We start from the raw sequence: 22,621 nt of genomic DNA on the forward strand, positions 1-22,621 counted from the left end.
TGAAAAAATCTTCTTCTTATAAGGATAGAGCGCTTGCAATACAGCATTGAATCCCCTTACATACCAAGTTTATCATATAATGACAAAATATGATAAAGAACTGCTTTATATAAATATATCTTTATCATTAATCATGATATATCTATAAGCAGAAAATTACAATTATTTAGAACGGAATATGACGAATAAAATTGTAATAACAAAAATTCTTCACTTGTTCGTATGAATAATGTTTCACTAGGCTTTCTATTAAGTAGTAATAATCCGTATATGATGTCAACCCTTCTGTCATCTCTGTAATACCGTCAAAGTCCGACCCGAAGCCAATTTGATATTCCCCTCCCAGGCTACATATATACTCGATATGCCTTAACACATCCGTAATAGATGCTTTTTGTGTATCATTCAAAAACTCAGGAACAAAGGTTATTCCAATTACTCCATCTCTATTCAACAGAGCTCGAATTTGTTCATCTTTCAAATTACGCTGATGCTTGCATAGTGTATAAGCATTTGAATGAGAAGCAATTGGATACAGTGCTTTCTCCATTACATCCCAAAATCCTCTTTCATGGAGATGAGAGACGTCCGTCCACAGTCGATATACATTATGCTGATTAACAACTTTTTCTCCAAATAAACTTAAACCTGCTCCCCTCGATTCACGTACCCCATCTGCTACCGCATTCCCATAATTCCACGTTAATCCAACAGCACGCACACCTAGTTGATACAACGTACGTAACCTTACTAAACTGCTACCAATCGCATCACATCCTTCTAACGTTAACACAACACCTATTTCCTCTTTCTTTAATCTTGCGATATCTTCTTTACACAAAATAAGCTTTATATCACGATGCTTCTGGAGGATTTCCCGATAGAAAATATCAATCATCTCTAAACAAACGTCAAAGCGATGCTCTTGTCTTACATGCTCAGGAATATACAATGCCATACACTGTACTTTTCCATTTGTTTTCTTTAATTTCTCATATGTGACATGCAAGTCAGTGCTATGTTGAAAGGAAGTATTCTTCTTGAGCCACATTTTATATAATACATCACAATGCGCATCGAAAATAGGGATACTCATTCATTCTCCTCCTCTAAAAGAATGATTCAACATATATCTAGTCCTAAAAAAATAACCTGCTTGCGATGCAAGCAGGTTTGCTCATTAACGAGGCTCAATAATTAACTTGATAGCTGTTCTCTCTTCGCCATCAATCATGATGTCCGTAAATGCAGGAATACAAATTAAATCCACTCCACTAGGTGCGACAAACCCTCTTGCAATCGCTACTGCCTTCACGGCTTGATTTAATGCACCAGCTCCAATAGCTTGAATTTCTGCTGCGCCGCGTTCACGCAACACACCAGCAAGTGCACCAGCTACAGAGTTAGGGTTCGATTTTGCTGAAACTTTTAATATCTCCATTCCTAGTTCCTCCTCATTTATAAAAAGCTATGAATTCTACACTTTACTATATTCACTAGGAAGGAGAGATATTCCTGCTGATTTTTGTTAATTTTTCTAAAAATTTAAAAAAATTACACTTCGAATGATAAATGATCATCATTTATCATAATACGCTCAATTTTCGTCGCCTTTCCAGTTTGTGGTGACACATCAATTACAACACCACTTAACTGCGTACGACCATCCGTTACTTCAAAACGAACAGGTAAAGACGTTAAGAACCTCTTCAACACTGCTTCTCGTTCTACTCCTAAAATCCCATCGTATGGGCCTGTCATACCAACGTCTGTAATATACGCCGTACCCTTAGGTAGAATACGATTATCAGCAGTTTGAACATGTGTATGTGTACCAACAACTGCTGTTACTCGACCATCTAAGTACCAGCCCATCGCTTGCTTTTCACTCGTTGCTTCCGCATGAAAATCAACAAAGATAATAGATGTTCGTTTCTCTGCTTCAGCAATTAACTCATCTGCCTTTTTGAACGGGCAATCAATTGGAGGTAAGAAAGTTCTTCCTTGCAAGTTAATAATAGCTACTTCGACACTGTTACATTTTACATAACAAATTCCACTCCCTGGTGCCCCTTCAGGGAAATTCGCAGGACGTACTAAATATTTTGCTTGATCAATAAACTCAAACACACCACGGTTATCCCAAGCATGATTACCAAGTGTAACAGCTTGTGCACCACATTCTAAGAAGTTACGATATATTGCTTCCGTAATTCCTTTTCCTCCCGCAGCATTTTCGCCATTAATAATCGTAACAGTCGGACCATATTTCTTCTTTAATGCTGGCACATAATCTTGAATCATTTTTCTCCCTGGAGAACCTACAACATCTCCAATAAACATTATTCTCATTTCTTAACTATCCTCTCTATTACTCATCACTGTGTAACGCTTATTTTATCCTACATGAACAACACGTACTCTCTTATTTATAAACGAGAGTACATCGAAAAAAAATAAAGTGGCTATCGCCACTTTATTTTGCATATTCTACCGCACGAGTTTCACGAATAACCGTTACTTTAATATGTCCCGGATAATCCAGCTCATTCTCAATACGTTTACGAATATCACGCGCTAATCGATGCGCATCTAAATCATCAATTGTATCAGGTTTCACCATAATACGTACTTCACGTCCTGCTTGAATAGCAAATGATTTCTCTACTCCTTCATAAGATTCAGAGATTTCTTCTAACTTTTCAAGACGGCGAATATAATTCTCTAACGTCTCACTTCTTGCTCCTGGTCTTGCTGCAGATAAAGCATCTGCTGCTGCAACCAATACAGCAATGATTGACTTCGGCTCTGTATCGCCATGATGTGAAGCAATACTATTAATAACAACCGGATGTTCTTTATACTTCGTTGCTAATTCAACACCAATTTCAACGTGACTACCTTCTACTTCATGGTCAATCGCTTTACCGATATCATGAAGTAATCCAGCACGACGAGCTAACTTCTCATCTTCACCTAGTTCAGCAGCCATTAAACCTGCTAAATAAGCAACTTCCATAGAGTGTTTCAATACGTTTTGACCATAACTCGTTCTAAATTTAAGACGTCCTAAAATTTTAATAAGATCTGGATGAATACCATGAACACCTACTTCGAAAGTTGTTTGTTCTCCAACTTCACGAATATACTCGTCAACTTCACGTCGTGATTTCTCTACCATTTCTTCAATACGCGCAGGATGGATACGTCCATCTTGTACAAGCTTGTCTAATGCAAGACGAGCTGTTTCACGTCGAATTGGATCGAAACCGGATAGAATTACTGCCTCAGGTGTATCATCGATAATTAAATCGATACCTGTTAACGTTTCTAATGTACGTATATTACGCCCTTCACGGCCGATAATTCGACCCTTCATTTCATCATTTGGTAAATTAACAACAGAGACTGTTGTTTCTGCCACATGATCTGCTGCACAGCGCTGAATAGCTAATGACAAGATTTCTTTCGCCTTCTTGTCCGCTTCTTCTTTCGCGCGTGTTTCTGTTTCTTTCATTAGTAAAGCCGTTTCGTGTGATAACTCATTCTCTACTCGTTCAAGAATAATATGTTTCGCTTGTTCACGACTTAAACTTGAGATGCGTTCTAGCTCTTCTTGTTGTTTGCAAATCATCTCATCCACTTTGCTTTCCAACTTTTCAATCTGCTGTTGTTTTAACGTTATAGAATCATCCCTCTTATCAAGCTGAAGCTCTCGCTTATCAACTTGCTCATTCTTGCGATCAAGGTTCTCTTCTTTTTGCATTAAGCGATTTTCTTGTTTTTGTAACTCATTTCTTCGGTTACGAACTTCGGATTCTGCATCTGTACGAAGTTTATGAATTTCATCCTTCGCCTCAAGCAAAGCTTCCTTTTTTACAGCTTCGCCATCGCGCTTTGCATCTGCAAGGATTTGTTTTGCTGCATTTTCAGCTCCACCAATCTTAGCTTCTGCAATGGATTTACGAACAAGAAATCCAACAAATCCACCAATAATACTGGCAAGCAAAATGGAGATGATAGCTACAGGTACTGACGACATATTTCCACCTCCTCTTGCTACGATTATCTACTCTGTTTCATAGGCATGTACATTGTTCAATATACAAGCATGTTAACTTTTTTGTATTCTAAACTCATTTAGATTAAGAATATACATTCTAATTGTAAATGCCACATTTTTTATTGTCAAGAGTTGGAATCCTTACTTTACACTTTATTATTGACTTTCTAATGTCATATACACTATTTCCCTATAAAAACACCTGACTAATGAATTGTTTGTACACGAAGAGTAGACGTTTTCCTGTATAGTAAAAAGAGCTTCCTTATATAATGTCGACGAGACACTACAAAGAGAAGCTCCTTGCTTATCCGTCAACATAAGCTAAACGGATACTATTCTTATAATTCTTCCTCTACTTGCTCTTCTACAATGACTTTATTTGATTCATCATCTAAGCCGTAGTGGTCACGAATTTCTTGTTGAATCATTAAACGAATATCTTCATTCTCTTTTAAGAATTGTTTCGCATTTTCTCTTCCTTGACCTAAGCGCTCTTCATGATAAGAATACCATGAACCACTCTTTTGGACGATATCTAGTTCTGAACCGATATCAAGGATTTCACCTTCACGTGAAATTCCCTCTCCGTACATGATATCAACTTCTGCAACACGGAATGGTGGAGCTACTTTGTTCTTTACTACTTTAACCTTCGTCTTGTTACCTACAATATCATTTCCTTGCTTTAATTGTTCAGCACGACGTACTTCTAAACGAATTGTAGAATAGAACTTCAGTGCACGACCACCTGGTGTTGTTTCAGGGTTTCCGAACATTACGCCGACTTTTTCACGAATTTGGTTAATGAAAATAGCAATTGTATTCGACTTGTTAATCGCACCTGATAATTTACGTAACGCTTGTGACATTAAACGTGCTTGAAGACCGACGTGTGAATCACCCATATCCCCTTCAATCTCCGCTTTTGGCACTAATGCCGCAACAGAGTCAATAACAATAATATCTACTGCGCCACTTCGAACAAGTGCCTCAGCAATTTCTAACCCTTGCTCACCTGTATCTGGTTGAGAAAGAAGTAACTCATCAATGTTAACGCCTAATTTTTGTGCGTATACTGGATCTAAAGCATGCTCCGCATCGATGAATGCAGCTTGTCCACCTTGGGCTTGCACTTCTGCAATCGCATGAAGAGAAACCGTTGTTTTACCAGAAGACTCTGGTCCATATACTTCTAAAATTCTTCCGCGCGGATAACCGCCAACTCCTAATGCTATATCTAACGCTAATGAACCACTTGGCACAGTAGAAATTTTACGCTCTGACTGTTCCCCCAGTTTCATAACCGAACCTTTACCGAATTGTTTCTCAATTTGTTTTAACGCCATATCTAAAGCAGCTTGTCTATCGCTCACAATATTTCCTCCTTTGTGTTAACCTATTAATACTATATCTTTTTTTTACCCATTTGCCAAGTAAAAATCGAACATTTATTCGATTATTTTTCCACACCTATTTTCGCCATTTTTTCATTTTCCTATACGAAACATCGATTTTCCTCATAAAAAAATACAAGAAAAAGAAAACTAGAAGATCCTCACTCTTCTAGTTTTCTCAATATATGATAGAGACCGTGCTTAACAGCCCTCAATTTAATCTGCTCTCTTGTTCCAGCTATTTTTAACGAATGTACAACTTCTTCTTTCCCTTGTACAGAGATACCTATAAAGACTGTGCCTACTGGTTTCCCTTCAACCGAAGTAGGACCAGCTATACCTGTAAAACTAATACCTACTGTCGTATTAAATTGCTCACGTACATTTTTTGCTAAATATGCCGCACACCTTTCACTTACAGCACCGTCATGTTCCAGAACCTCTTTTGGTACATGTAACAATTGTTCTTTGCTTTCATTTGAGTAACAAACAATGCCACCTTTATAAATAGATGAAACACCACTATAGGCTGTAACACTATCTCCAAATAATCCACCCGTTAGACTTTCTGCGCTAGCTAGTGTATATCCACGTTGCTGTAGTAACTCAATAACCTTACTAGCTAACGTCTCATCGTTATACCCATATACATACGTGCCAACACGTTCTCGAATTTGCTGCTCCATCTCTTCCAATAGATGGTTCGCTTCATCTTCTAACTTATGTTTCGCTGTTAATCGAATTGTTACTTCTCCATCACCAGCTAAAGGAGCAATTGTCGGATTCGTTTGCTCCTTAATAAGATCTAATAAAGCTGTTTCTAACGCCGCTTCACCAATCCCAAAAAAGCGCAGTACTTTTGAACGAATATACCCATCTGTTGCATATGTTTGCATGAAATAGTCTCGAACTTGATCAAACATTGGTATCATTTCTTTTGGCGGACCAGGAAGAAGGATAAATAGCGTCCCATTCACTTCTTTGGCCATTCCTGGAGCCATGCCGTGATGGTTCATAAATACAGTTGCCCCATCCAATACTAGCGCTTGCTTCTTATTATTTTCCGTTATTACTCGATTTGTCACTTGAAAAAACGATTCAATGGAACGTAACGATTCCTCGTGATAAATGAGACTTGTTTGACAAAATTCAGCAATCGTCTCTTTCGTTATATCATCCTCCGTCGGTCCTAAACCACCTGTGAATAAAAGGATATCAGCCCTTTTAGATGCAGTAGAAATCGCATCACGCAACCTTAATTTATTATCGCCTACCACAGTATGGTAATAACAATTATGCCCTAACGTTGCGAGTTGCCTTGATATATATTGCGCATTTGTATTTGCAATTTGGCCAAGTAACAGCTCTGTTCCAACTGCAATAATTTCCACATTCATCTGCTATCCCCCACCTTCGCACATTTCCTCTTTTTAGCGCTGAGATAAAACTTCTTTATTCTTATTGAAGTAATCCCATCCAGATACGATTGTTAAAATAACAGCAATCCACATACTAATTTCATCCATTGGGACATTAATATAATTAAATGGTACATTATGTAGTAAATACAATATAATTGCCGTTAGTTGCATCCATGTTTTTAATTTACCTAACATATTAGCAGCTACTACTTCACCCTTACCCGCTAAAATTAAACGTAGACCAGTAACAGCAAATTCTCTACTAATAATAACAATTACCATCCACGTTTGGACGTATCCTAAATCTACTAAAACAATTAATGCTGATGACACTAGTAACTTATCTGCCAACGGATCTAAAAACTTCCCTAAATTCGTTATAAGATTATGTTTTCTAGCATAATAACCATCAATCCAGTCTGTTAACGCTGCCACAGAGAAAAGTACCACTCCAACCAAATGTGTATATGGAATCATTTCATCCCCAATAGTTACAATGCCCCAGTCAATTGGAGCTAACATAACAATTAAAAACAAGGGAATTAAAAGGATTCGAGAAAGTGTTATTTTATTAGGTATATTCACTCTTATTCCTCCATCAATGTATCGTACTATCATTTTTCATAGTCATATTCATTATAACCATTAATTATGTAGGTCATATATGTGAGAAAAAGTCATCATGAAGATGATGACTCCTTCTTCTCACCTATATTTTTAATAGTAATAATTTGATGGATATTTTTCGTTGTTTCTAATGGGTATTCCATCTCTTGACCATTAATTTTAAATTTCACATGCGGTGTACTACCAATGTTGATTTCAACTTCACTTTCTTCTGTCAAGATAAGCTCTTTCGTGTCACCCGCTTTTAATGTCGTTGTAAGAAGTTGCCCTTTCTTACTACCTGGTTTTCCAACACTCACATAAGACTCTTTGTCTGTCGCAACTAACTCAAGAACAAATGCTTTATTTGGGTTATTTGTTAACTCAGCCGTTGTTCTCTTTCCTTTTGAAGGACTATATGTAAGTTTTTGTTCTAAAACTGGTTCAGCCGGTGGCTCTTCTTTTTCTTCTTCTTTTTCTTCTTCTTTCTTTTCTTCCTTCGGCTCTTCTTTCGGTTCAGCCGGTTTCTCTACTTCTGTCGCATTCGTTTTCGGCTTTGGTTGTTCAACATTATTTACAGTAGGCGCTTTTGCTTGAAAGATAAACCAAGCTGCTACCAACACTCCAATAATTGCTGATACAACTAGAATACGTGGAATGTAATCCATCACTTTTGAATTCTTTACCGATACTTTCTCTTTTCTTGTTAATACCGGCTCTTCTTTTTCTTCTTTATCCTCTGTTTGAGGAATTGTATTTGGAGTCGTAGAGAAATGGTTTTCAATTAGTTGCTTTGAATCCAACCCTACTGCATCTGCGTACTGTTTAATAAATGCTCGCACATAAAAATCACCAGGTAACACATTAAAGTTCCCTTTTTCAATGCTTACTAAATACCTCTTCTGAATTTTCGTGCTTTCTTGTAATTCGTCAAGCGATATCCCTTTCGCCTCACGCGCTTCCTTCAAGACTTGTCCTAATTCTGTCAATGATAACACCTCAATACTTTTTTAAAAATCAAACATAGAGAAATGACCCGATGAATTCCCTTTCATTTCATCTATTACTTCATATGTGATTTCCTCTTCATCACTATTACGAAGTTCAATAATATAGTCGAAATCATCCAACGTATACTCAGACTGGCTTACGAATACATCTGGATGTTCAATTACTTTTGTAGATGGTAATTGCATAATTTCACGTAATAACTGCCAATGACGTTCGTTCGCCCGCATTGTCGAAACAATTCCGTCAATAATATATATATTATTGTCACTATATTCCTCTTCAATTAACTGACTTCGTATCGTTTGTTTAATAAGAGTCGACGATACAAATAACCACCTTTTGTTCGCACATACGCTAGATGCAACGATTGATTCTGTCTTTCCAACTCGCGGCATACCACGTATTCCTATTAATTTATGTCCGTCTTTCTTAAACAATTCAGCCATGAAGTCAACTAACAATCCAAGTTCATCACGAACGAAACGAAATGTTTTCTTGTCATCTGCATCCCGCTGAATATACCTACCGTGTCGCACAGCAAGGCGATCACGTAGCGAAGGTTGTCTTAGCTTCGTTACCGTTATATTATCCATTGTATTAAGGATTGATTCGAGTCTTCTAATTTGCTCATTATTTTCACATAATAATAGCATACCACGTAGTCTATCATCAACACCGTTAATTGTGACAATATTTATTCCGAGCATCCCGATGAGAGAAGAAACATCTCCAAGTAAACCAGGACGGTTTTTATGTATCTCGTACTCAAAATACCATTCCGTTTTCTCCATACCGCTTCCCCCTCGCTTTTTCCCATCTCTTCCTATAATATCTGATTTTCTGGAAATAGAAAAGGTATATTCATCAATTAACAAGTAAAAATATGCACATTTCTACCCGTGCTTCTTTATTTTCTGTAAAAAAATCGATTGGACTACATAGATATATCTTCCTATTATAAAAATCACTAATAAAAAAACAGGGAGACCTATATGAGGTCTCCCTGTTTTTTAAAAAATTATTTACCCACAAGCTTTACCATTAAATTTGCAATTATATGTTGCTCTTCTTCTGATGCTACTTTCCAAAGATCGGAAAGTAGCTTTTCTTGCTCATTTCGCGGCTCTACTTCATTTGCTAAATAGTTACCAATACGAAATGCCATTTCTGAAACAGCACCACCAGCTGTACCTTCTCCTTGTATAGCATCTAGACGTTCTCCTAAAAAGGATTTCCATTGTTCGAAATTATCGAGAACAGACATACTAACACTCCTTTTCCTAAAAGTTCATTGTTAGTATGAAACGAAGTTCCCTATCTTATACAGTATTCCTAACAATGCCATCCTCCGTTCACTCCAATTACTTGACCTGTTACGTAACTTGCTTGCGGAGATAATAAAAATGACACAACGTTTGCCACCTCTTCGCTCTTTGCCATTCTCCCAAGTGGAATCTCTTCTTCGATAAGTGCAATATCTTCATCTGAAAATGACTCCATCATTTTCGTTTCGACTGCACCTGGTGCGATACCGTTCACACGAATATTACTTGGCGCTAGTTCCTTCGCTAACGCTTTGACATACGTATTTTGCGCGCCTTTTAGCATAGAGTATAGTACTTCACACGACGCACCAATTTGCCCCCAAATAGATGAAATAACAACAATATTCCCACTTTTTAGTTTCACCATAGATGGGATAAATCGATTGCATAATGTATATAAGCTAGTGACATGCAATTGAATCATCGTTTGCATTTCTTGTTCAGAGACGTCCGTCACTAAGCCCACCATACTTTTTCCGGCTGTATACACCACATTTTCAATGGGGTGGTGAATTTGCGAAGCAATTTCAGCGACTGCTGTACTTTGTGCTAAATCCGCTTTTACACAGTAACATTCCATTCCAGCTCGCTGTAACTCATCATATAACGAATGGATACCTTCTAAATTTCGATAATAATGTAAATATAAACCGTAGCCTTCTTCCCCTAATTTTCGTGCGATAGCTGCACCAATACCACCGCTTGCGCCTGTAATTAATACGTATTTCTTCATTTTCTTCCTCTTTCTTCTAGCCCTGTCTTACTATGCTTTTGGCAGCACTTGGCATACACTTATTCTCTCTTCTGCTACAAACTGATCTGCCACTTGCTTAATATCTTCTACTGTAATCTTCTCTAACATCGGTACAACATCAAATAAACTCATCTCATTAAATGCGTAACGAGTAAATTGATTTGCAATAAACTCTGGTGAATTAATTGCTCGTAAGAAACTACCAATTTTCTTCTTCTTCACTCTCTCAATTGCCTCTTGTTCAATATTAGCTTCCTTCGTTTGCAACAATAACGTCTGGATACGTGTTGCTAATTCATCAGGTTGCTTCGTATCGCCGCCAATCATCGCAAAGCCAAAGCCATACTCTTCTGAGTAATCAAAGAAGAAACTATCGTCAATTAACCCTTCTCCGTATAAATGTTGATATGCTTCTGAACCTTTTCCGAATAAGTAGTCAAGTAAGAGACTAATGCATAATTCATTCTTCAATAAATCATCCGCCTGCCTTGTTGGCTCATATGCTTTAATACCAACGAGACATTTCGGTGTTTGCACGGACATGTGCATCACTTTTTTCTTCTCATTTACTTCTACTGGTTCCTCTTCAAAAAATCGTTCAATCGGCTTTGCATTTTCAAATGTTCGTTTCGCTTGGTTTGCACGAACAAGCTCCATCGTTTCATCTGGCGTAACAGCACCAACAATAAAGACAAGCATGTTACTTGGGTGATAGAACGTATGATAGCACTCGTATAATAATTCTGCTGTGATTGGCGTAATTGATTCAATTGTTCCTGCAATATCAATATGAACTGGATGGTTTTTATACAAACTTTGAATTAAGCCAAAATATAGACGCCAGTCCGGATTATCATCATACATTTTAATCTCCTGACCGATAATACCTTTTTCCTTCTCGACCGTCTTCTCTGTAAAGTATGGTTCCTGTACGAAGTCAAGTAATGTTTCAATATTTTTCTCTACGTCTGATGTACTAGAAAACAAGTACGCTGTTCGCGTGAAAGACGTGAACGCATTCGCCGACGCCCCTTGCTTACTAAAGTCTTGGAACACATCGCCATGCTCTTTCTCAAATAATTTATGCTCTAAAAAGTGAGCAATACCATCCGGCACTCGCTTCGCTTCACTTTCCCCAAGCGGTACAAAATGATTATCAATTGAACCGTACTTCGTCGTAAACGTTACGAAAGTTTTGTTAAATCCTTGTTTTGGCAAAATATATACAGCTAAGCCATTTGGCATTTTTTCATAGTAAAGTGTTTCATCTAATTGTTCAAAGTGCAACTTCTCCATTTACTTTCCCTCCGTTCCTTTTAAGAAGTAAATTGTATCTAGTTCTACTTTGTTTGCAACTGCAACTATCTCATCTTTCGTGACTTTCTCTACATTCGCTACCCACTCACTCATCGGGCGCTCACAACCAGCAACAACGTTATGATACATCATTTCAATCGTTCCGCGTGACGTATCAATGCTCTCTAACAACTGATTACGAATAACAGCCTTTGTTTGGGTAATTTCTTGATCTGTGAAATCACCATCTTTCATTGCTTGCATCTGTTCTTTAATAATCGTAACAGCCTTCTCATAATTCTCTGCTTCAATACCAGCCATCACCATAAGTAAACCTTTATGACTTTCATAACGGGAAGCTGCATAATACGCTAAACTATTCTTCTCACGAACATTAATAAATAATTTCGAATGAGAGAACCCGCCAAATATTCCGTTAAACACTTGAAGTGCATAGTAGTCTTGATCGCAATAGGATGTATGTGTGCGGTAGCCAATATGTAATTTTCCTTGGTGAATATCTTGCTTCTCGATTATTTCTTTTTCTTCTACTTTGATTGATTCCGTTTTCTTTTCGTTTGTAACAGTGGCACATGAAGGCAGTGTAAAGTATTTATTTACCATCTCTATACAATCACTTTCTTCTACATCTCCGATGATATAGATATCCTTACAATCCGACTCAAGCATTTGTTTATAATACGTATATAACATCTTATTATCAATTTTTTGGACATCTGCTACTTTCCCATTTGCATTTAACTGATACACTTCATTTTTGCACATTTCTTCCATCAAGCGTTCATTTGCATAACGTAACTTATCATCGAAAACGGATTGAATACGTTGAACTAACGAACGCTTTTCATTTTCCACAATGGATGTAGAGAAACCATCTCCCTCTACAAGTGGCTGAAGTAAAACCTCACTTAAAAGTGCCAATGCTTTCTCAAATAGTGGCGTTGTATCTTGTAGATACTTCTCATTTACAATATCCATATAAAAACTCATCACATGGTAGTCACCTTTTTTGCCTACATCGACACTTAATGAAGCACCATACATTTCTTCTAAATATTGCCTCACTTCTCTTGTACTTGCTAATGACTTCGTCGCACTTTGTAATACGTATGGTAATAATGCTCGTAATGAAACGGTATCTTCTTGAAGAGGGGCCTTAAGTCGTAGGACAAATGTATTTGTTTTATACTTTTTTGTCGGAATTGTATGAAGTGTAATCCCTGTTAATGCTTTCGTATGTTCTTCCATGAACTTCATATGTGAATACCTCCTTATAATACTTATTATTCCCACTATACACGTACCCTTCCTATTATTTCAACTTCCTTCATACTATTCCCATTCCAAAGAAAAATAAAAGAAGGAAAGACGTATACATCTTCCCTTCTTTCTCTTTAACGTTTCCCTTTTATATAAGGTGTTCCAAGTGCCTTTGGTGCTTCCGAACGACCAACGAATCCAACTAATGCTAAGATTGTTAATACATATGGAAGAATGTATAAAACAACTTGCGGAATTGCATCTAGACCTGGAATTGTGCCGGCTGTAACACTTAACGACTGAGCAAATCCAAAGAACAGTGCAGCTCCTAACGCTCCAATTGGATGCCACTTACCGAAAATCATCGCCGCTAGCGCTAAGAAACCTTGCCCTGTAATAGTTACAACAGAGAAGCTTCCAGCAATTGCAATTGCATAGACAGCACCACCAACACCTGCTAATACGCCAGAAATAAATACTGCTACATAACGCATTCTCGTTACATTAATCCCCATTGTATCGGCAGCCATCGGATGTTCCCCTACTGCACGAAGACGTAAACCAAATGGTGTTTTATAAATAATGTACCAAACAACAAACGCTAGTCCAATTGCAATATAAGATGTAATCGGAATGGATGTGAAAAACACCTCTCCGATTACTGGTATATCTGATAATACTGGTATATCCATTTTATCAAAACGAATAGCAATTGAATCGGTTTGACCTTTATCGAAAATTTTCTTAATCGCAAATACTGTTGCACCGATTGCTAAAATATTAATAACTACACCACTAACGACTTGATCTGCGCGAAGAGTAATACTCGCTAATGCATGTAAAAGCGATACTAGACCAGCAATACCCGCCGCAATTAGAACTGCTAACCAAGGTGTTGCCGCTCCCCATGTTTCTTGCATTAATAACGATACTGTAATACCTGTACATGCACCAACTACCATTAACCCTTCTAGTCCAATATTAACAACACCTGAACGCTCGCTAAACACTCCACCAAGTGCTGTAAATATTAACGGAGCAGCCGCGAATAACGTTCCTTGAACAATAATTGCAATAATTGTTAATACATCCATCTTATTTTGCCCCCTTTGTCATACGTTGTAAGAAATAACGAATGAAGTAGCCAGAAGCAACGAAGAATACAATACAACCAATAATAATATTTACTAGCTCTGATGGAACATCCGCTGTAAAGTTCATTGCTGGTCCTGCATTCTTTAAGCCACCAAATAAGAAAGCAGCAAATAGGATACCAAATGGATTATTTGCGCCTAATAACGCTACAGCGATCCCATCAAATCCAATACCTGTAAAGGCTGCCAGCGCTGTCATATCTCCAAAGGTTCCAAGCCCTTCCATTGCCCCACCAATCCCTGCAACAAATCCTGCAATTGTCATTGATAAGAAAACATTTTTTTTCACATTCATCCCTGCATATTTTGCAGCGTGTTGATTAAATCCAACTGCTTTTAACTCATATCCTAATGTTGTCTTTTGTAACAATACATGCACAACAATAGCCATAATAATAGCAATTGCAATTCCCCAATGCATACGAGAATTATCTGTCAAAGATGCTAAAAATTCAGATGATAAAGACGCAGATTCTTTAATTGTATGCGTCTTTTCATCCCCACCATAAAGCGCCTTACTACGCACTAATTCAGCTGTTAAGAATAAAGCAATATAGTTCATCATAATTGTTACGATTACTTCATTTACTTTAAACCGACCTTTCAAGAAACCAGCAACAAATCCCCAAATTCCACCTGCTATACCAGCCGCTAATACTGCGACAACAACATGTAACAAAGGAGGTAAATCTAGTAATATACCGACTGAAACCGCCGCTAACCATCCTACTAGTAGTTGACCTTCTACCCCAATATTAAACAATCCTGTACGGAAAGCGAAGGCTACAGATAAGCCTGCTAAAATAAGCGGTGTCATCGCACGAATTGTTTCTCCAATCGCAGATGGACTCCCAATCATCCCTTCTAATAATGCTTGATATCCGACAACTGGGTCATAGCCACCAAGTACCATTACAATTGTCCCTACTACTAAACCTAGTATAATAGATACAAGTGGAACGATAATTGCAAATACTTTATCCTTATTCATCGCTGTTCACCTTCCCTTTTCGCTTACCTCCAGCCATTAATAAGCCTAACTCTTGTTCATTCGTTTCTTTTGGATCAACAACCGCTACTACTTCTCCTTCATACATCACAGCAATGCGATCACTTACATTTAAAATTTCATCTAGTTCAAATGACACAAGTAAAACCGCGCGTCCTTTATCACGTTCTTCTACTAATTTCGAATGAATAAATTCAATTGCCCCAACATCTAACCCACGCGTTGGTTGCGCCGCAATAAGTAATTCTGGTGAACGGTCTACTTCACGTGCAATAATTGCTTTTTGTTGATTACCACCTGACAATGCACGTGCTGGCGTATCTTTGCTCGGTGTACGGACGTCAAACTGCTCAATTAGTTCCTCTGCTTTTTTGTTAATTTCCTTCATATTTAGGAATCCTTTATTTGAAAAGGGGTCTTGATAATAAGTCTGTAGTACCATATTATCTCCAATTGTATAATCTAATACGAGACCATGCTTATGACGGTCTTCTGGAATATGACCTACACCTGTTTTTGTAATCTCTCGCACAGGCAGCGACGATAATTCTTTTCCATTCAATTCAATTGAACCACTCACTACTTTACGTAATCCCGTAATTGCTTCAATTAATTCACTTTGACCATTCCCGTCAACCCCAGCAATACCGACAATTTCACCTGCTCGAACTGTTAGATCTAATTCATTAACAGCTGAAATGTTACGGCTATCCTTCACTACTAACTTATTAATTTCTAATATAGTATTGCCTGGATTCGCATCTGTTTTCTCCGTCTTAAAGTTAACTTCGCGCCCAACCATTAACTCCGCTAATGAATCTGGATTCATATCTGCTACGTCTACGGTACCAATACCTTTTCCTTTTCGAATAACCGTACAACGATCACACACTTCCATAATTTCTTTTAATTTATGCGTAATTAGGACAATAGACTTACCTTCTTGCACAAGGTTCTTCATAATCGTAATTAATTCACTAATCTCTTGAGGTGTTAATACAGCTGTTGGCTCGTCAAAGATTAAAATTTCTGCGCCTCGATATAATGTTTTCAATATTTCGACACGTTGCTGCATACCGACAGAAATATCTTCAATCTTCGCGTATGGATCAACAGACAGTCCGTATTGCTCTGAAATTTTCTTGATTTCCTTTGCAGCAGAGTTAATATCAACTTTGCCACCTTTTGTTGGCTCACTACCCAAAATAATATTTTCTGTTACAGTAAAGTTATGAACAAGCATAAAATGCTGATGTACCATCCCAATTCCTAAACGATTTGCAACGTTTGGATTCGTAATTTTTACAGCTTCACCTTTAATTTTAATTTCACCTTGCTCTGGTTGATATAAACCAAACAATACGTTCATTAACGTTGATTTCCCTGCTCCATTTTCGCCTAACAATGCATGAATCTCACCTTTTTTGACTTGTAAGGTAATGTTGTCATTCGCTACAATACCCGGGAAGATTTTGGTGATATTATTCATTTCAATCACATGTTCCATCGTAATCCTCCTTCATCTGAACAAATGTCCGTTATAACATCTAGCAAATAAAACTACTTGTTAGACGTTATAGCGTCACTTCTGAATAACGGTTGCTAGCTGCTTTTTCTAAAAAACCTTTTCTTACACATGTAAGGGCTAGCTCATGATACGAACTAACCCTCTTATTTATCTCATGCAAACTATTCTTTATTATTGCTTTGGTAATGTTTCAGTTACTTTAAGTGTACCGTCTAAAATTTGCTTTTTGTATTCTTCCATTTTCGCTTGAATGTCTTTACTTAAATTCTTTTTACCGTAATCTAGTCCTTCTTCTTTGAATCCATATTTCACAACTTTACCGCCTGGGAAGTTACCATCCATTACGTCTTTAGACATTTTCTCTACAGCAATATCTACACGCTTAATCATTGATGTTAATGTAACATCTTCTGGTAGACCTTCGTCATGTTGGTCACGGTCTACACCGATAACCCAAACATTTTCACCTTTTTTCTTACGGTTTTTCGCTTCTGTGAATACACCTTTACCAGTACCACCAGCTGCATGATAAATAATATCTGCACCTTGTCCATACATAGCCGAAGCCAATTGTGTTCCAAGCTCTGACTTATTGAAGTCACCAGCAAATTTAGAATTGATTTCAATATTTGGGTTAATTGCTTTCGCACCTTGTACAAATCCCGCCTCAAACTTTCTAATTAGTGGGCTATCTGTACCACCAATAAAACCAATCTTACCTGTTTTCGATGTCATTGCAGCTGCAACACCTACTAAGAATGATCCATCTTGTTCATTGAAAACAATGCTCGCCACGTTAGGTTTCTCTACTACTGTATCAACGATAGCGAAGTTGTTTTTGGGGAATTTATCCGCAATTGTTTCTGTACTCTTCATCATCATGTAACCAATTGCATATGTAATATCGTATTTAGATTCAGCAAACTTTGTTAAGTTAGGAACATAGTCTGCTTCTACATTCGATTGTAAATATTTAAAACCTTTGCCGTCTTTTAAGCCATTTCCTTCACCAAATCGTTTAATACCTTCCCACGCAGATTGGTTGAATGATTTATCATCTACTCCACCAGTATCTGTAACCATACCTACTTTAAAATCGCTTTCTTTTTTCTCAGATTTACCGCCAGATGTTTCTTCAGACTTTCCACAAGCGCCTAGTAATGTACTAGCTGCAAGTGTTAATGATAATAAAATACCTGCTTTCTTCTTCATCGAAAAACCCCTCCAATTTTGTATGTATGTGAAAATAGTAAAACAAACCTCTCGTGCTCCTCTGCCAGCCTCACCTCCTAAAAATGTCTTTTTTGCTTATCCACGCTTACGAAGAACGTGGAAGCTAAATTTATCCGCTCGGAAATAGTTAATAGAATACAAGATTGGTTGATCATATTGATCATAGTGAACTTGCTTTAAAATAAGTAGTGCTGTTTCTGGCCCACATTGTAAAATTGGTGAAATTTCCTCATGATAACCAATTGGTTCAATTTCTGTCACCGCATACTGAATATTGCGCTTCGTTCGTTTTGACAGCGCTACCATTAATGATTCCTCTTCTTCCCAAAAATCTACCGATGGTAAGATTGTCATAGGTATTTTGTCTAGGCAGTAACAGACAGGAATATCATCCGCCGTTCGTACACGCTCTATTAAAAAAATATCTTCTACTTCTAAACTAGCAAACTTCTCTTTTACTTCTTCTGACGCCAATATACGTGTCGAAGAACGAACAATAGTTCCAGGGTTTTTTCCTACTTTTTTAATCATTGAAGTAATGCTATCTAACTGTTCAATACCTGATGTAAATAACGGTTTCGTGTTAACAAATGTTCCTACACCATGTTTCCTTACGATAACGCTCTCTTCTTCTAATACCCGAAGTGCTTCACGTAACGTTGCGCGACTAACACCTAATTCCTTTGATAGTTCAAATTCAGATGGAAGCTTTTGCTTCTCGCCATATGTACCTTTCTCAATATCACGTTTTATTCGATCAATAACTTGTAAGTATAAATGTCGATGATCTGCCCTAATACTCATTTATATCTCCCTCCATCATGATATATCCGACTTCCGATGTTAGACGTCCAATTCCCTAATTCATAAGCTATATTAACAACGTATAATATTAGAAAATTCTCCATTTTTTGACTTTTCTCCGTAAAAAAAACCTTGTACTAATGTAATCTTCTCTTCATCTATTGAGAAAGCACTAATACAAGGCTAAATTTCTACACAAAAAATCTCTTCAGCGTCGCTTTCCCCATAGTCTAGTAATTTACTGGTTACTAGGTAGAAACTATTGGACCATATTCCCAAAAATATATGAGGCATATTCTTTTCGTGTACATCTTATCACTAAGATATTTCCTATGTCAACAAATTTTGACAATTAAATTGTTATTTTTACATAATTTTTTAAATCTCTTTATCTTCTTCATCTTTCGTAATTAATACTTCACGAGGCTTACTTCCTTCGTACGGACCTACAATACCCATTGCTTCCATTGCATCAATTAATCTAGCAGCTCGTGTATAACCGATACGAAACCTTCTCTGTAACATCGATACAGATGCTGTTTGCATTTCTTTTACTAATCGCACTGCTTGGTCATACAATTCATCATCTACTTCCATCTGCCCTTCTTTTGGCTCAGATGGAATCATCTCTGCTTGATATTGTGCTTTTTGCTGGGAAATGACATAACTAACGATATTCTCTACCTCTTCATCAGATAAGAATGCTCCTTGCACACGAATTGGTTTTGGCGCTCCAATTGGCATAAAGAGCATGTCTCCTCTGCCAAGTAACTTTTCTGCCCCACCCATATCTAAAATAGTACGTGAGTCTGTTTGTGATGATACGCTAAACGCAATACGTGATGGAATATTTGCCTTAATAACACCTGTAATAACGTCAACCGATGGTCTTTGTGTTGCAATAATAAGGTGAATACCTGCCGCACGTGCCATTTGTGCTAAACGAGTAATTGCATCTTCCACATCCGATGATGCTACCATCATTAAATCTGCTAATTCATCAACAATTACGACAATATAAGGTAACGTCGGTTGTTTCGCTTCCTCGTGTTGATTATGTTGTTTCACGTAATCATTATATCCTTCAATGTTACGTGTACCAGAGTGCGCAAATAGTTCATATCGTCGCTCCATCTCACTAACAACTTTCTTTAGTGCTTGTGATGCCTTACGTGGATCTGTTACAACTGGTGCTAATAAATGTGGGATTCCATTGTAGACATTTAGTTCAACCATCTTCGGGTCAATCATCATCATCTTTACTTCATGTGGTTTTGCACGCATGAGAATACTTGTAATAATACCGTTAATACATACACTCTTTCCACTTCCTGTCGCACCAGCTACTAATAAGTGCGGCATTTTGTTCAAGCTAGCAAAAATAGCTTCACCAGTAATATCTCGTCCAAGACATGTTGCTAATTTCTCATCAGGACGGTTGTTTTCTTTTGACTCTAATACTTCCCGTAATGTGACAGTCGCAACATTGTTGTTAGGTACTTCAATACCAATGGCTGATTTCCCAGGGATAGGTGCTTCCATACGAATATCTTTCGCAGCAAGTGCCAATGCTAAGTCATCACTTAAACTAACAATTTTACTTACTTTCACCCCTACATCTGGATATACTTCATATTTTGTTACAGCTGGTCCCATATGTACTTTCGTTACTTTTGCCTTTACACCAAAACTATGAAATGTTTTCTCAAGCTTTCTTGCATTTTCATAGATACGATTATTTTCTCCACTAACACGCTTATTCTTCGGTAACTTCAATAAGTTCATCGGTGGTAACTTATAATCTTTGTTTTCTTCATCAACAAAGGCCATTGCTGGTAACGTCGGTTGCTCTACTACTTCTTCCACTTCTTGTTTGGACGTTACTTTCGTAACACGAATAGGCTCTTCTTCCACCTCTACTTCTTGTCTTACTTCTTCAAAATTAGAAATGATAGGTTTTGAAGGAATATGAGTGCTTCGTTCCTCTTCTTCATATTCTTCCTCAACCGCTTCTTCTCTTTCTTCGTCCCTATGTGCTTTTTTCGTTCTGCGCTTTAAACGCCATTCTCGTATATCTTCACGAAACGCAAGTACTTGTTTCTTCGTAAAAGATGTAATTGGTGAAAATATTTTTGTTAATAAGTCACTAAATGGTTGTCCTGTAATAAGTAAAATACCTAACAAAATAAAGATAATACCAACAAGAACTGCTCCTTTTGCAGCGAATAGGAAATAAAATGTCGCTAATAAAACAGCACCAATCATGCCGCCACCTAAATCTTGTGAACCCACTCGACCATTCGCTTCTACTAAGAAAAGGTCTTTCGTATTCATAATAACAGAGGGACTTGTAAATACACCGTCCTTCGATAGCGCTTCAAATAAACTAATATGACTAAACATTAAAATAGCACCGTAAATCAAATATATACCTAATAGTTTCGGATAAATAAGATTTGGCCATTTCCTCTTTATCATAAAGTATACCGCTATACTAATGCAGCCAATCAAACTTACCATATACCATTGTCCAAAGAAGAAACGTAAAAATAATACAAGTACATTCCCGACAATACCTAGCTTTAAAATGGTAACGATTGATAAAGCAAAAATAGCTAAGCCAATTGCTTCATAATAAAGCAATTGCTTTATTCCTTCTTTTTTACGTGTTCTTCGCTTTTTTTGTTTCGTCGCCACTGCGTCACCTCTTCCTTCCATAACAAGAAAGCAGCCGCTTGGCTGCTTCTTTCTTGTTATGTATATTATAACATAACGAACATACGTTTACTACTTCGTTTCCGCCTACATCGTAAGCCGTTGTCCTGGTGTATACAATAAATAATGTTGCGGATCTGTACTAAGAATACGAACTACTTCATATTCACTTCCATCCGTATTCCCTACAATCATTTCCACGTTATTTACGATAACTGTCCGTTGATTCATGTACGTTGCACTATCAGTTGGGTACACAAATTGCTCTGGCATAATTGTATATAAAATCATTGTGCCACCGCTCCGTTCGCAATTCGTCTTTGGTCCATTAATTCATTTAACTTTGTAATCGCTTGTCCAACCCCACCTACATCATCAATCAAACCGTATTTAACCGCATCAGAACCCACAACATTCGTTCCAATATCACGTGTTAAATTTCCTTTTGTGAACATTAACTCTTTGAAACGCTCCTCTGTAATTTTTGAGTGCTTTGTCACAAAGCGAACAACTCGTTCTTGCATCTTATCTAAATACTCAAATGTTTGCGGGACACCAATGACAAGCCCTGTCAAGCGAATAGGATGAATAGTCATTGTAGCGGTCTCCGCAATAAATGAATAGTCTGTCGATACTGCTATTGGTACACCAATCGAGTGACCTCCACCTAAGACAATAGATACGGTTGGTTTTGAAAGGGATGCGATCATTTCAGAAATAGCAAGCCCAGCTTCTACATCTCCACCAACTGTATTTAAGATGATGAGTAACCCCTCAATTTTAGGATTTTGTTCAATCGCGACAAGCTGTGGAATAACATGCTCGTATTTGGTTGTTTTGTTTTGGGGTGGAAGTTGTACATGCCCTTCAATTTGGCCAACAATGGTTAAGCAATGAATTTTGCTATCTGACATTTGCGGGACATTCGTTTGTCCTAACTGTTGTATCTTTTCTACAAGACTCATTTCTTTTCCTTCTTCTTTCTTCTCTGGCTCACTCTCATTTTGTAATTTCCCTTCTATGT

21 protein-coding genes and 1 riboswitch are annotated in these 22,621 nt (G+C 37.5%); all 21 genes read right to left on the reverse strand.

The genetic code is table 11. The annotated features are described in order from the left end of the window. Positions 1-166: 166 nt before the first annotated feature. A complete protein-coding gene (locus IEV41_RS06825) occupies positions 167-1,096 on the reverse strand; it encodes a dipeptidase (protein WP_188387649.1) in 930 nt (309 codons plus the stop codon). Positions 1,097-1,180: 84 nt separating this feature from the next. Further along, positions 1,181-1,441: a stage V sporulation protein SpoVS gene (gene spoVS / locus IEV41_RS06830; RefSeq protein ID WP_101593997.1), complete on the reverse strand. Its 261-nt coding sequence runs from the start codon at positions 1,439-1,441 to the stop codon at positions 1,181-1,183. Between the two features lie 113 nt (positions 1,442-1,554). Then, the gene (gene ymdB, locus IEV41_RS06835) at positions 1,555-2,352 is read right to left on the reverse strand and encodes a 2',3'-cyclic-nucleotide 2'-phosphodiesterase (RefSeq protein ID WP_188387650.1); all 798 of its coding nucleotides are present in this window, start codon (positions 2,350-2,352) and stop codon (positions 1,555-1,557) included. A 124-nt stretch (positions 2,353-2,476) separates the two neighbouring features. Continuing rightward, positions 2,477-4,042, reverse strand: coding sequence for a ribonuclease Y (gene rny, locus IEV41_RS06840; RefSeq protein WP_188387651.1), 1,566 nt, complete (start codon positions 4,040-4,042; stop codon positions 2,477-2,479). Positions 4,043-4,404: 362 nt separating this feature from the next. Continuing rightward, on the reverse strand, positions 4,405-5,439 hold the full coding sequence (gene recA, locus IEV41_RS06845; RefSeq protein ID WP_188387652.1) for a recombinase RecA: 1,035 nt from the start codon (positions 5,437-5,439) through the stop codon (positions 4,405-4,407). A 182-nt stretch (positions 5,440-5,621) separates the two neighbouring features. Next, positions 5,622-6,857, reverse strand: coding sequence for a competence/damage-inducible protein A (locus IEV41_RS06850; RefSeq protein WP_188387653.1), 1,236 nt, complete (start codon positions 6,855-6,857; stop codon positions 5,622-5,624). Between the two features lie 33 nt (positions 6,858-6,890). Next, positions 6,891-7,466 carry a CDP-diacylglycerol--glycerol-3-phosphate 3-phosphatidyltransferase gene (pgsA, locus tag IEV41_RS06855; protein WP_188387654.1) on the reverse strand — a complete coding sequence of 192 codons (576 nt, stop codon included), beginning with the start codon at positions 7,464-7,466 and terminating at the stop codon, positions 6,891-6,893. Positions 7,467-7,561: 95 nt separating this feature from the next. Further along, a complete protein-coding gene (locus IEV41_RS06860) occupies positions 7,562-8,476 on the reverse strand; it encodes a helix-turn-helix domain-containing protein (RefSeq protein WP_188387655.1) in 915 nt (304 codons plus the stop codon). A gap of 21 nt (positions 8,477-8,497) precedes the next feature. Then, positions 8,498-9,289, reverse strand: coding sequence for a YmfK family protein (locus IEV41_RS06865; RefSeq protein WP_188387656.1), 792 nt, complete (start codon positions 9,287-9,289; stop codon positions 8,498-8,500). 227 nt (positions 9,290-9,516) lie between these two features. After that, on the reverse strand, positions 9,517-9,762 hold the full coding sequence (locus IEV41_RS06870; RefSeq protein ID WP_188387657.1) for a DUF3243 domain-containing protein: 246 nt from the start codon (positions 9,760-9,762) through the stop codon (positions 9,517-9,519). A gap of 68 nt (positions 9,763-9,830) precedes the next feature. Then, positions 9,831-10,556: an elongation factor P 5-aminopentanone reductase gene (ymfI, locus tag IEV41_RS06875; RefSeq protein WP_188387658.1), complete on the reverse strand. Its 726-nt coding sequence runs from the start codon at positions 10,554-10,556 to the stop codon at positions 9,831-9,833. A gap of 30 nt (positions 10,557-10,586) precedes the next feature. Beyond that, positions 10,587-11,873, reverse strand: coding sequence for an EF-P 5-aminopentanol modification-associated protein YfmH (gene yfmH / locus IEV41_RS06880; RefSeq protein ID WP_188387659.1), 1,287 nt, complete (start codon positions 11,871-11,873; stop codon positions 10,587-10,589). Beyond that, positions 11,874-13,151 (reverse strand): EF-P 5-aminopentanol modification-associated protein YfmF, encoded by a 1,278-nt coding sequence (gene yfmF / locus IEV41_RS06885; protein ID WP_188387660.1) that lies wholly within the window; start codon positions 13,149-13,151, stop codon positions 11,874-11,876. A gap of 137 nt (positions 13,152-13,288) precedes the next feature. After that, complete coding sequence (locus IEV41_RS06890; protein WP_188387661.1) at positions 13,289-14,248, reverse strand: ABC transporter permease; 960 nt, start codon at positions 14,246-14,248, stop codon at positions 13,289-13,291. Position 14,249: 1 nt separating this feature from the next. Next, positions 14,250-15,299 (reverse strand): ABC transporter permease, encoded by a 1,050-nt coding sequence (locus tag IEV41_RS06895; RefSeq protein WP_188387662.1) that lies wholly within the window; start codon positions 15,297-15,299, stop codon positions 14,250-14,252. Continuing rightward, positions 15,292-16,824 carry an ABC transporter ATP-binding protein gene (locus tag IEV41_RS06900; protein WP_188387663.1) on the reverse strand — a complete coding sequence of 511 codons (1,533 nt, stop codon included), beginning with the start codon at positions 16,822-16,824 and terminating at the stop codon, positions 15,292-15,294. The genes IEV41_RS06895 and IEV41_RS06900 overlap by 8 nt, the downstream gene beginning before the upstream one ends. Positions 16,825-17,016: 192 nt before the next feature. After that, a complete protein-coding gene (locus IEV41_RS06905) occupies positions 17,017-18,057 on the reverse strand; it encodes a BMP family lipoprotein (RefSeq protein ID WP_188387664.1) in 1,041 nt (346 codons plus the stop codon). 96 nt (positions 18,058-18,153) lie between these two features. Further along, on the reverse strand, positions 18,154-18,882 hold the full coding sequence (locus IEV41_RS06910; RefSeq protein ID WP_188387665.1) for a GntR family transcriptional regulator: 729 nt from the start codon (positions 18,880-18,882) through the stop codon (positions 18,154-18,156). Positions 18,883-19,088: 206 nt separating this feature from the next. After that, a riboswitch (purine riboswitch) is annotated at positions 19,089-19,191 on the reverse strand. Between the two features lie 69 nt (positions 19,192-19,260). Continuing rightward, positions 19,261-21,600 carry a DNA translocase FtsK gene (locus tag IEV41_RS06915; protein ID WP_188387666.1) on the reverse strand — a complete coding sequence of 780 codons (2,340 nt, stop codon included), beginning with the start codon at positions 21,598-21,600 and terminating at the stop codon, positions 19,261-19,263. 84 nt (positions 21,601-21,684) lie between these two features. Next, positions 21,685-21,888, reverse strand: a complete 204-nt coding sequence (locus tag IEV41_RS06920) for a YlzJ-like family protein (protein WP_188387667.1) — start codon at positions 21,886-21,888, stop codon at positions 21,685-21,687. Further along, positions 21,885-22,562, reverse strand: a complete 678-nt coding sequence (locus IEV41_RS06925) for a ClpP family protease (RefSeq protein ID WP_229722220.1) — start codon at positions 22,560-22,562, stop codon at positions 21,885-21,887. Before IEV41_RS06925 ends, IEV41_RS06920 begins: the two co-directional genes overlap by 4 nt. Positions 22,563-22,621 lie beyond the last annotated feature (59 nt).

Source organism: Priestia taiwanensis, from assembly GCF_014638355.1.
GTDB lineage: Bacteria > Bacillota > Bacilli > Bacillales > Bacillaceae_G > Priestia_D > Priestia_D taiwanensis.

Coding starts and splice junctions, on each gene's coding strand:
- IEV41_RS06825 (WP_188387649.1), bottom strand. CDS start 1,096: ATGAGTATCCCTATTTTCGATGCGCATTGTGATGTATTATATAAAATG.
- spoVS (WP_101593997.1), bottom strand. CDS start 1,441: ATGGAGATATTAAAAGTTTCAGCAAAATCGAACCCTAACTCTGTAGCT.
- ymdB (WP_188387650.1), bottom strand. CDS start 2,352: ATGAGAATAATGTTTATTGGAGATGTTGTAGGTTCTCCAGGGAGAAAA.
- rny (WP_188387651.1), bottom strand. CDS start 4,042: ATGTCGTCAGTACCTGTAGCTATCATCTCCATTTTGCTTGCCAGTATT.
- IEV41_RS06850 (WP_188387653.1), bottom strand. CDS start 6,857: ATGAATGTGGAAATTATTGCAGTTGGAACAGAGCTGTTACTTGGCCAA.
- IEV41_RS06865 (WP_188387656.1), bottom strand. CDS start 9,289: ATGGAGAAAACGGAATGGTATTTTGAGTACGAGATACATAAAAACCGT.
- IEV41_RS06870 (WP_188387657.1), bottom strand. CDS start 9,762: ATGTCTGTTCTCGATAATTTCGAACAATGGAAATCCTTTTTAGGAGAA.
- ymfI (WP_188387658.1), bottom strand. CDS start 10,556: ATGAAGAAATACGTATTAATTACAGGCGCAAGCGGTGGTATTGGTGCA.
- yfmH (WP_188387659.1), bottom strand. CDS start 11,873: ATGGAGAAGTTGCACTTTGAACAATTAGATGAAACACTTTACTATGAA.
- yfmF (WP_188387660.1), bottom strand. CDS start 13,151: ATGAAGTTCATGGAAGAACATACGAAAGCATTAACAGGGATTACACTT.
- IEV41_RS06890 (WP_188387661.1), bottom strand. CDS start 14,248: ATGGATGTATTAACAATTATTGCAATTATTGTTCAAGGAACGTTATTC.
- IEV41_RS06895 (WP_188387662.1), bottom strand. CDS start 15,299: ATGAATAAGGATAAAGTATTTGCAATTATCGTTCCACTTGTATCTATT.
- IEV41_RS06900 (WP_188387663.1), bottom strand. CDS start 16,824: ATGGAACATGTGATTGAAATGAATAATATCACCAAAATCTTCCCGGGT.
- IEV41_RS06905 (WP_188387664.1), bottom strand. CDS start 18,057: ATGAAGAAGAAAGCAGGTATTTTATTATCATTAACACTTGCAGCTAGT.
- IEV41_RS06910 (WP_188387665.1), bottom strand. CDS start 18,882: ATGAGTATTAGGGCAGATCATCGACATTTATACTTACAAGTTATTGAT.
- IEV41_RS06915 (WP_188387666.1), bottom strand. CDS start 21,600: ATGGAAGGAAGAGGTGACGCAGTGGCGACGAAACAAAAAAAGCGAAGA.
- IEV41_RS06920 (WP_188387667.1), bottom strand. CDS start 21,888: ATGATTTTATATACAATTATGCCAGAGCAATTTGTGTACCCAACTGAT.
- IEV41_RS06925 (WP_229722220.1), bottom strand. CDS start 22,562: ATGAGTCTTGTAGAAAAGATACAACAGTTAGGACAAACGAATGTCCCG.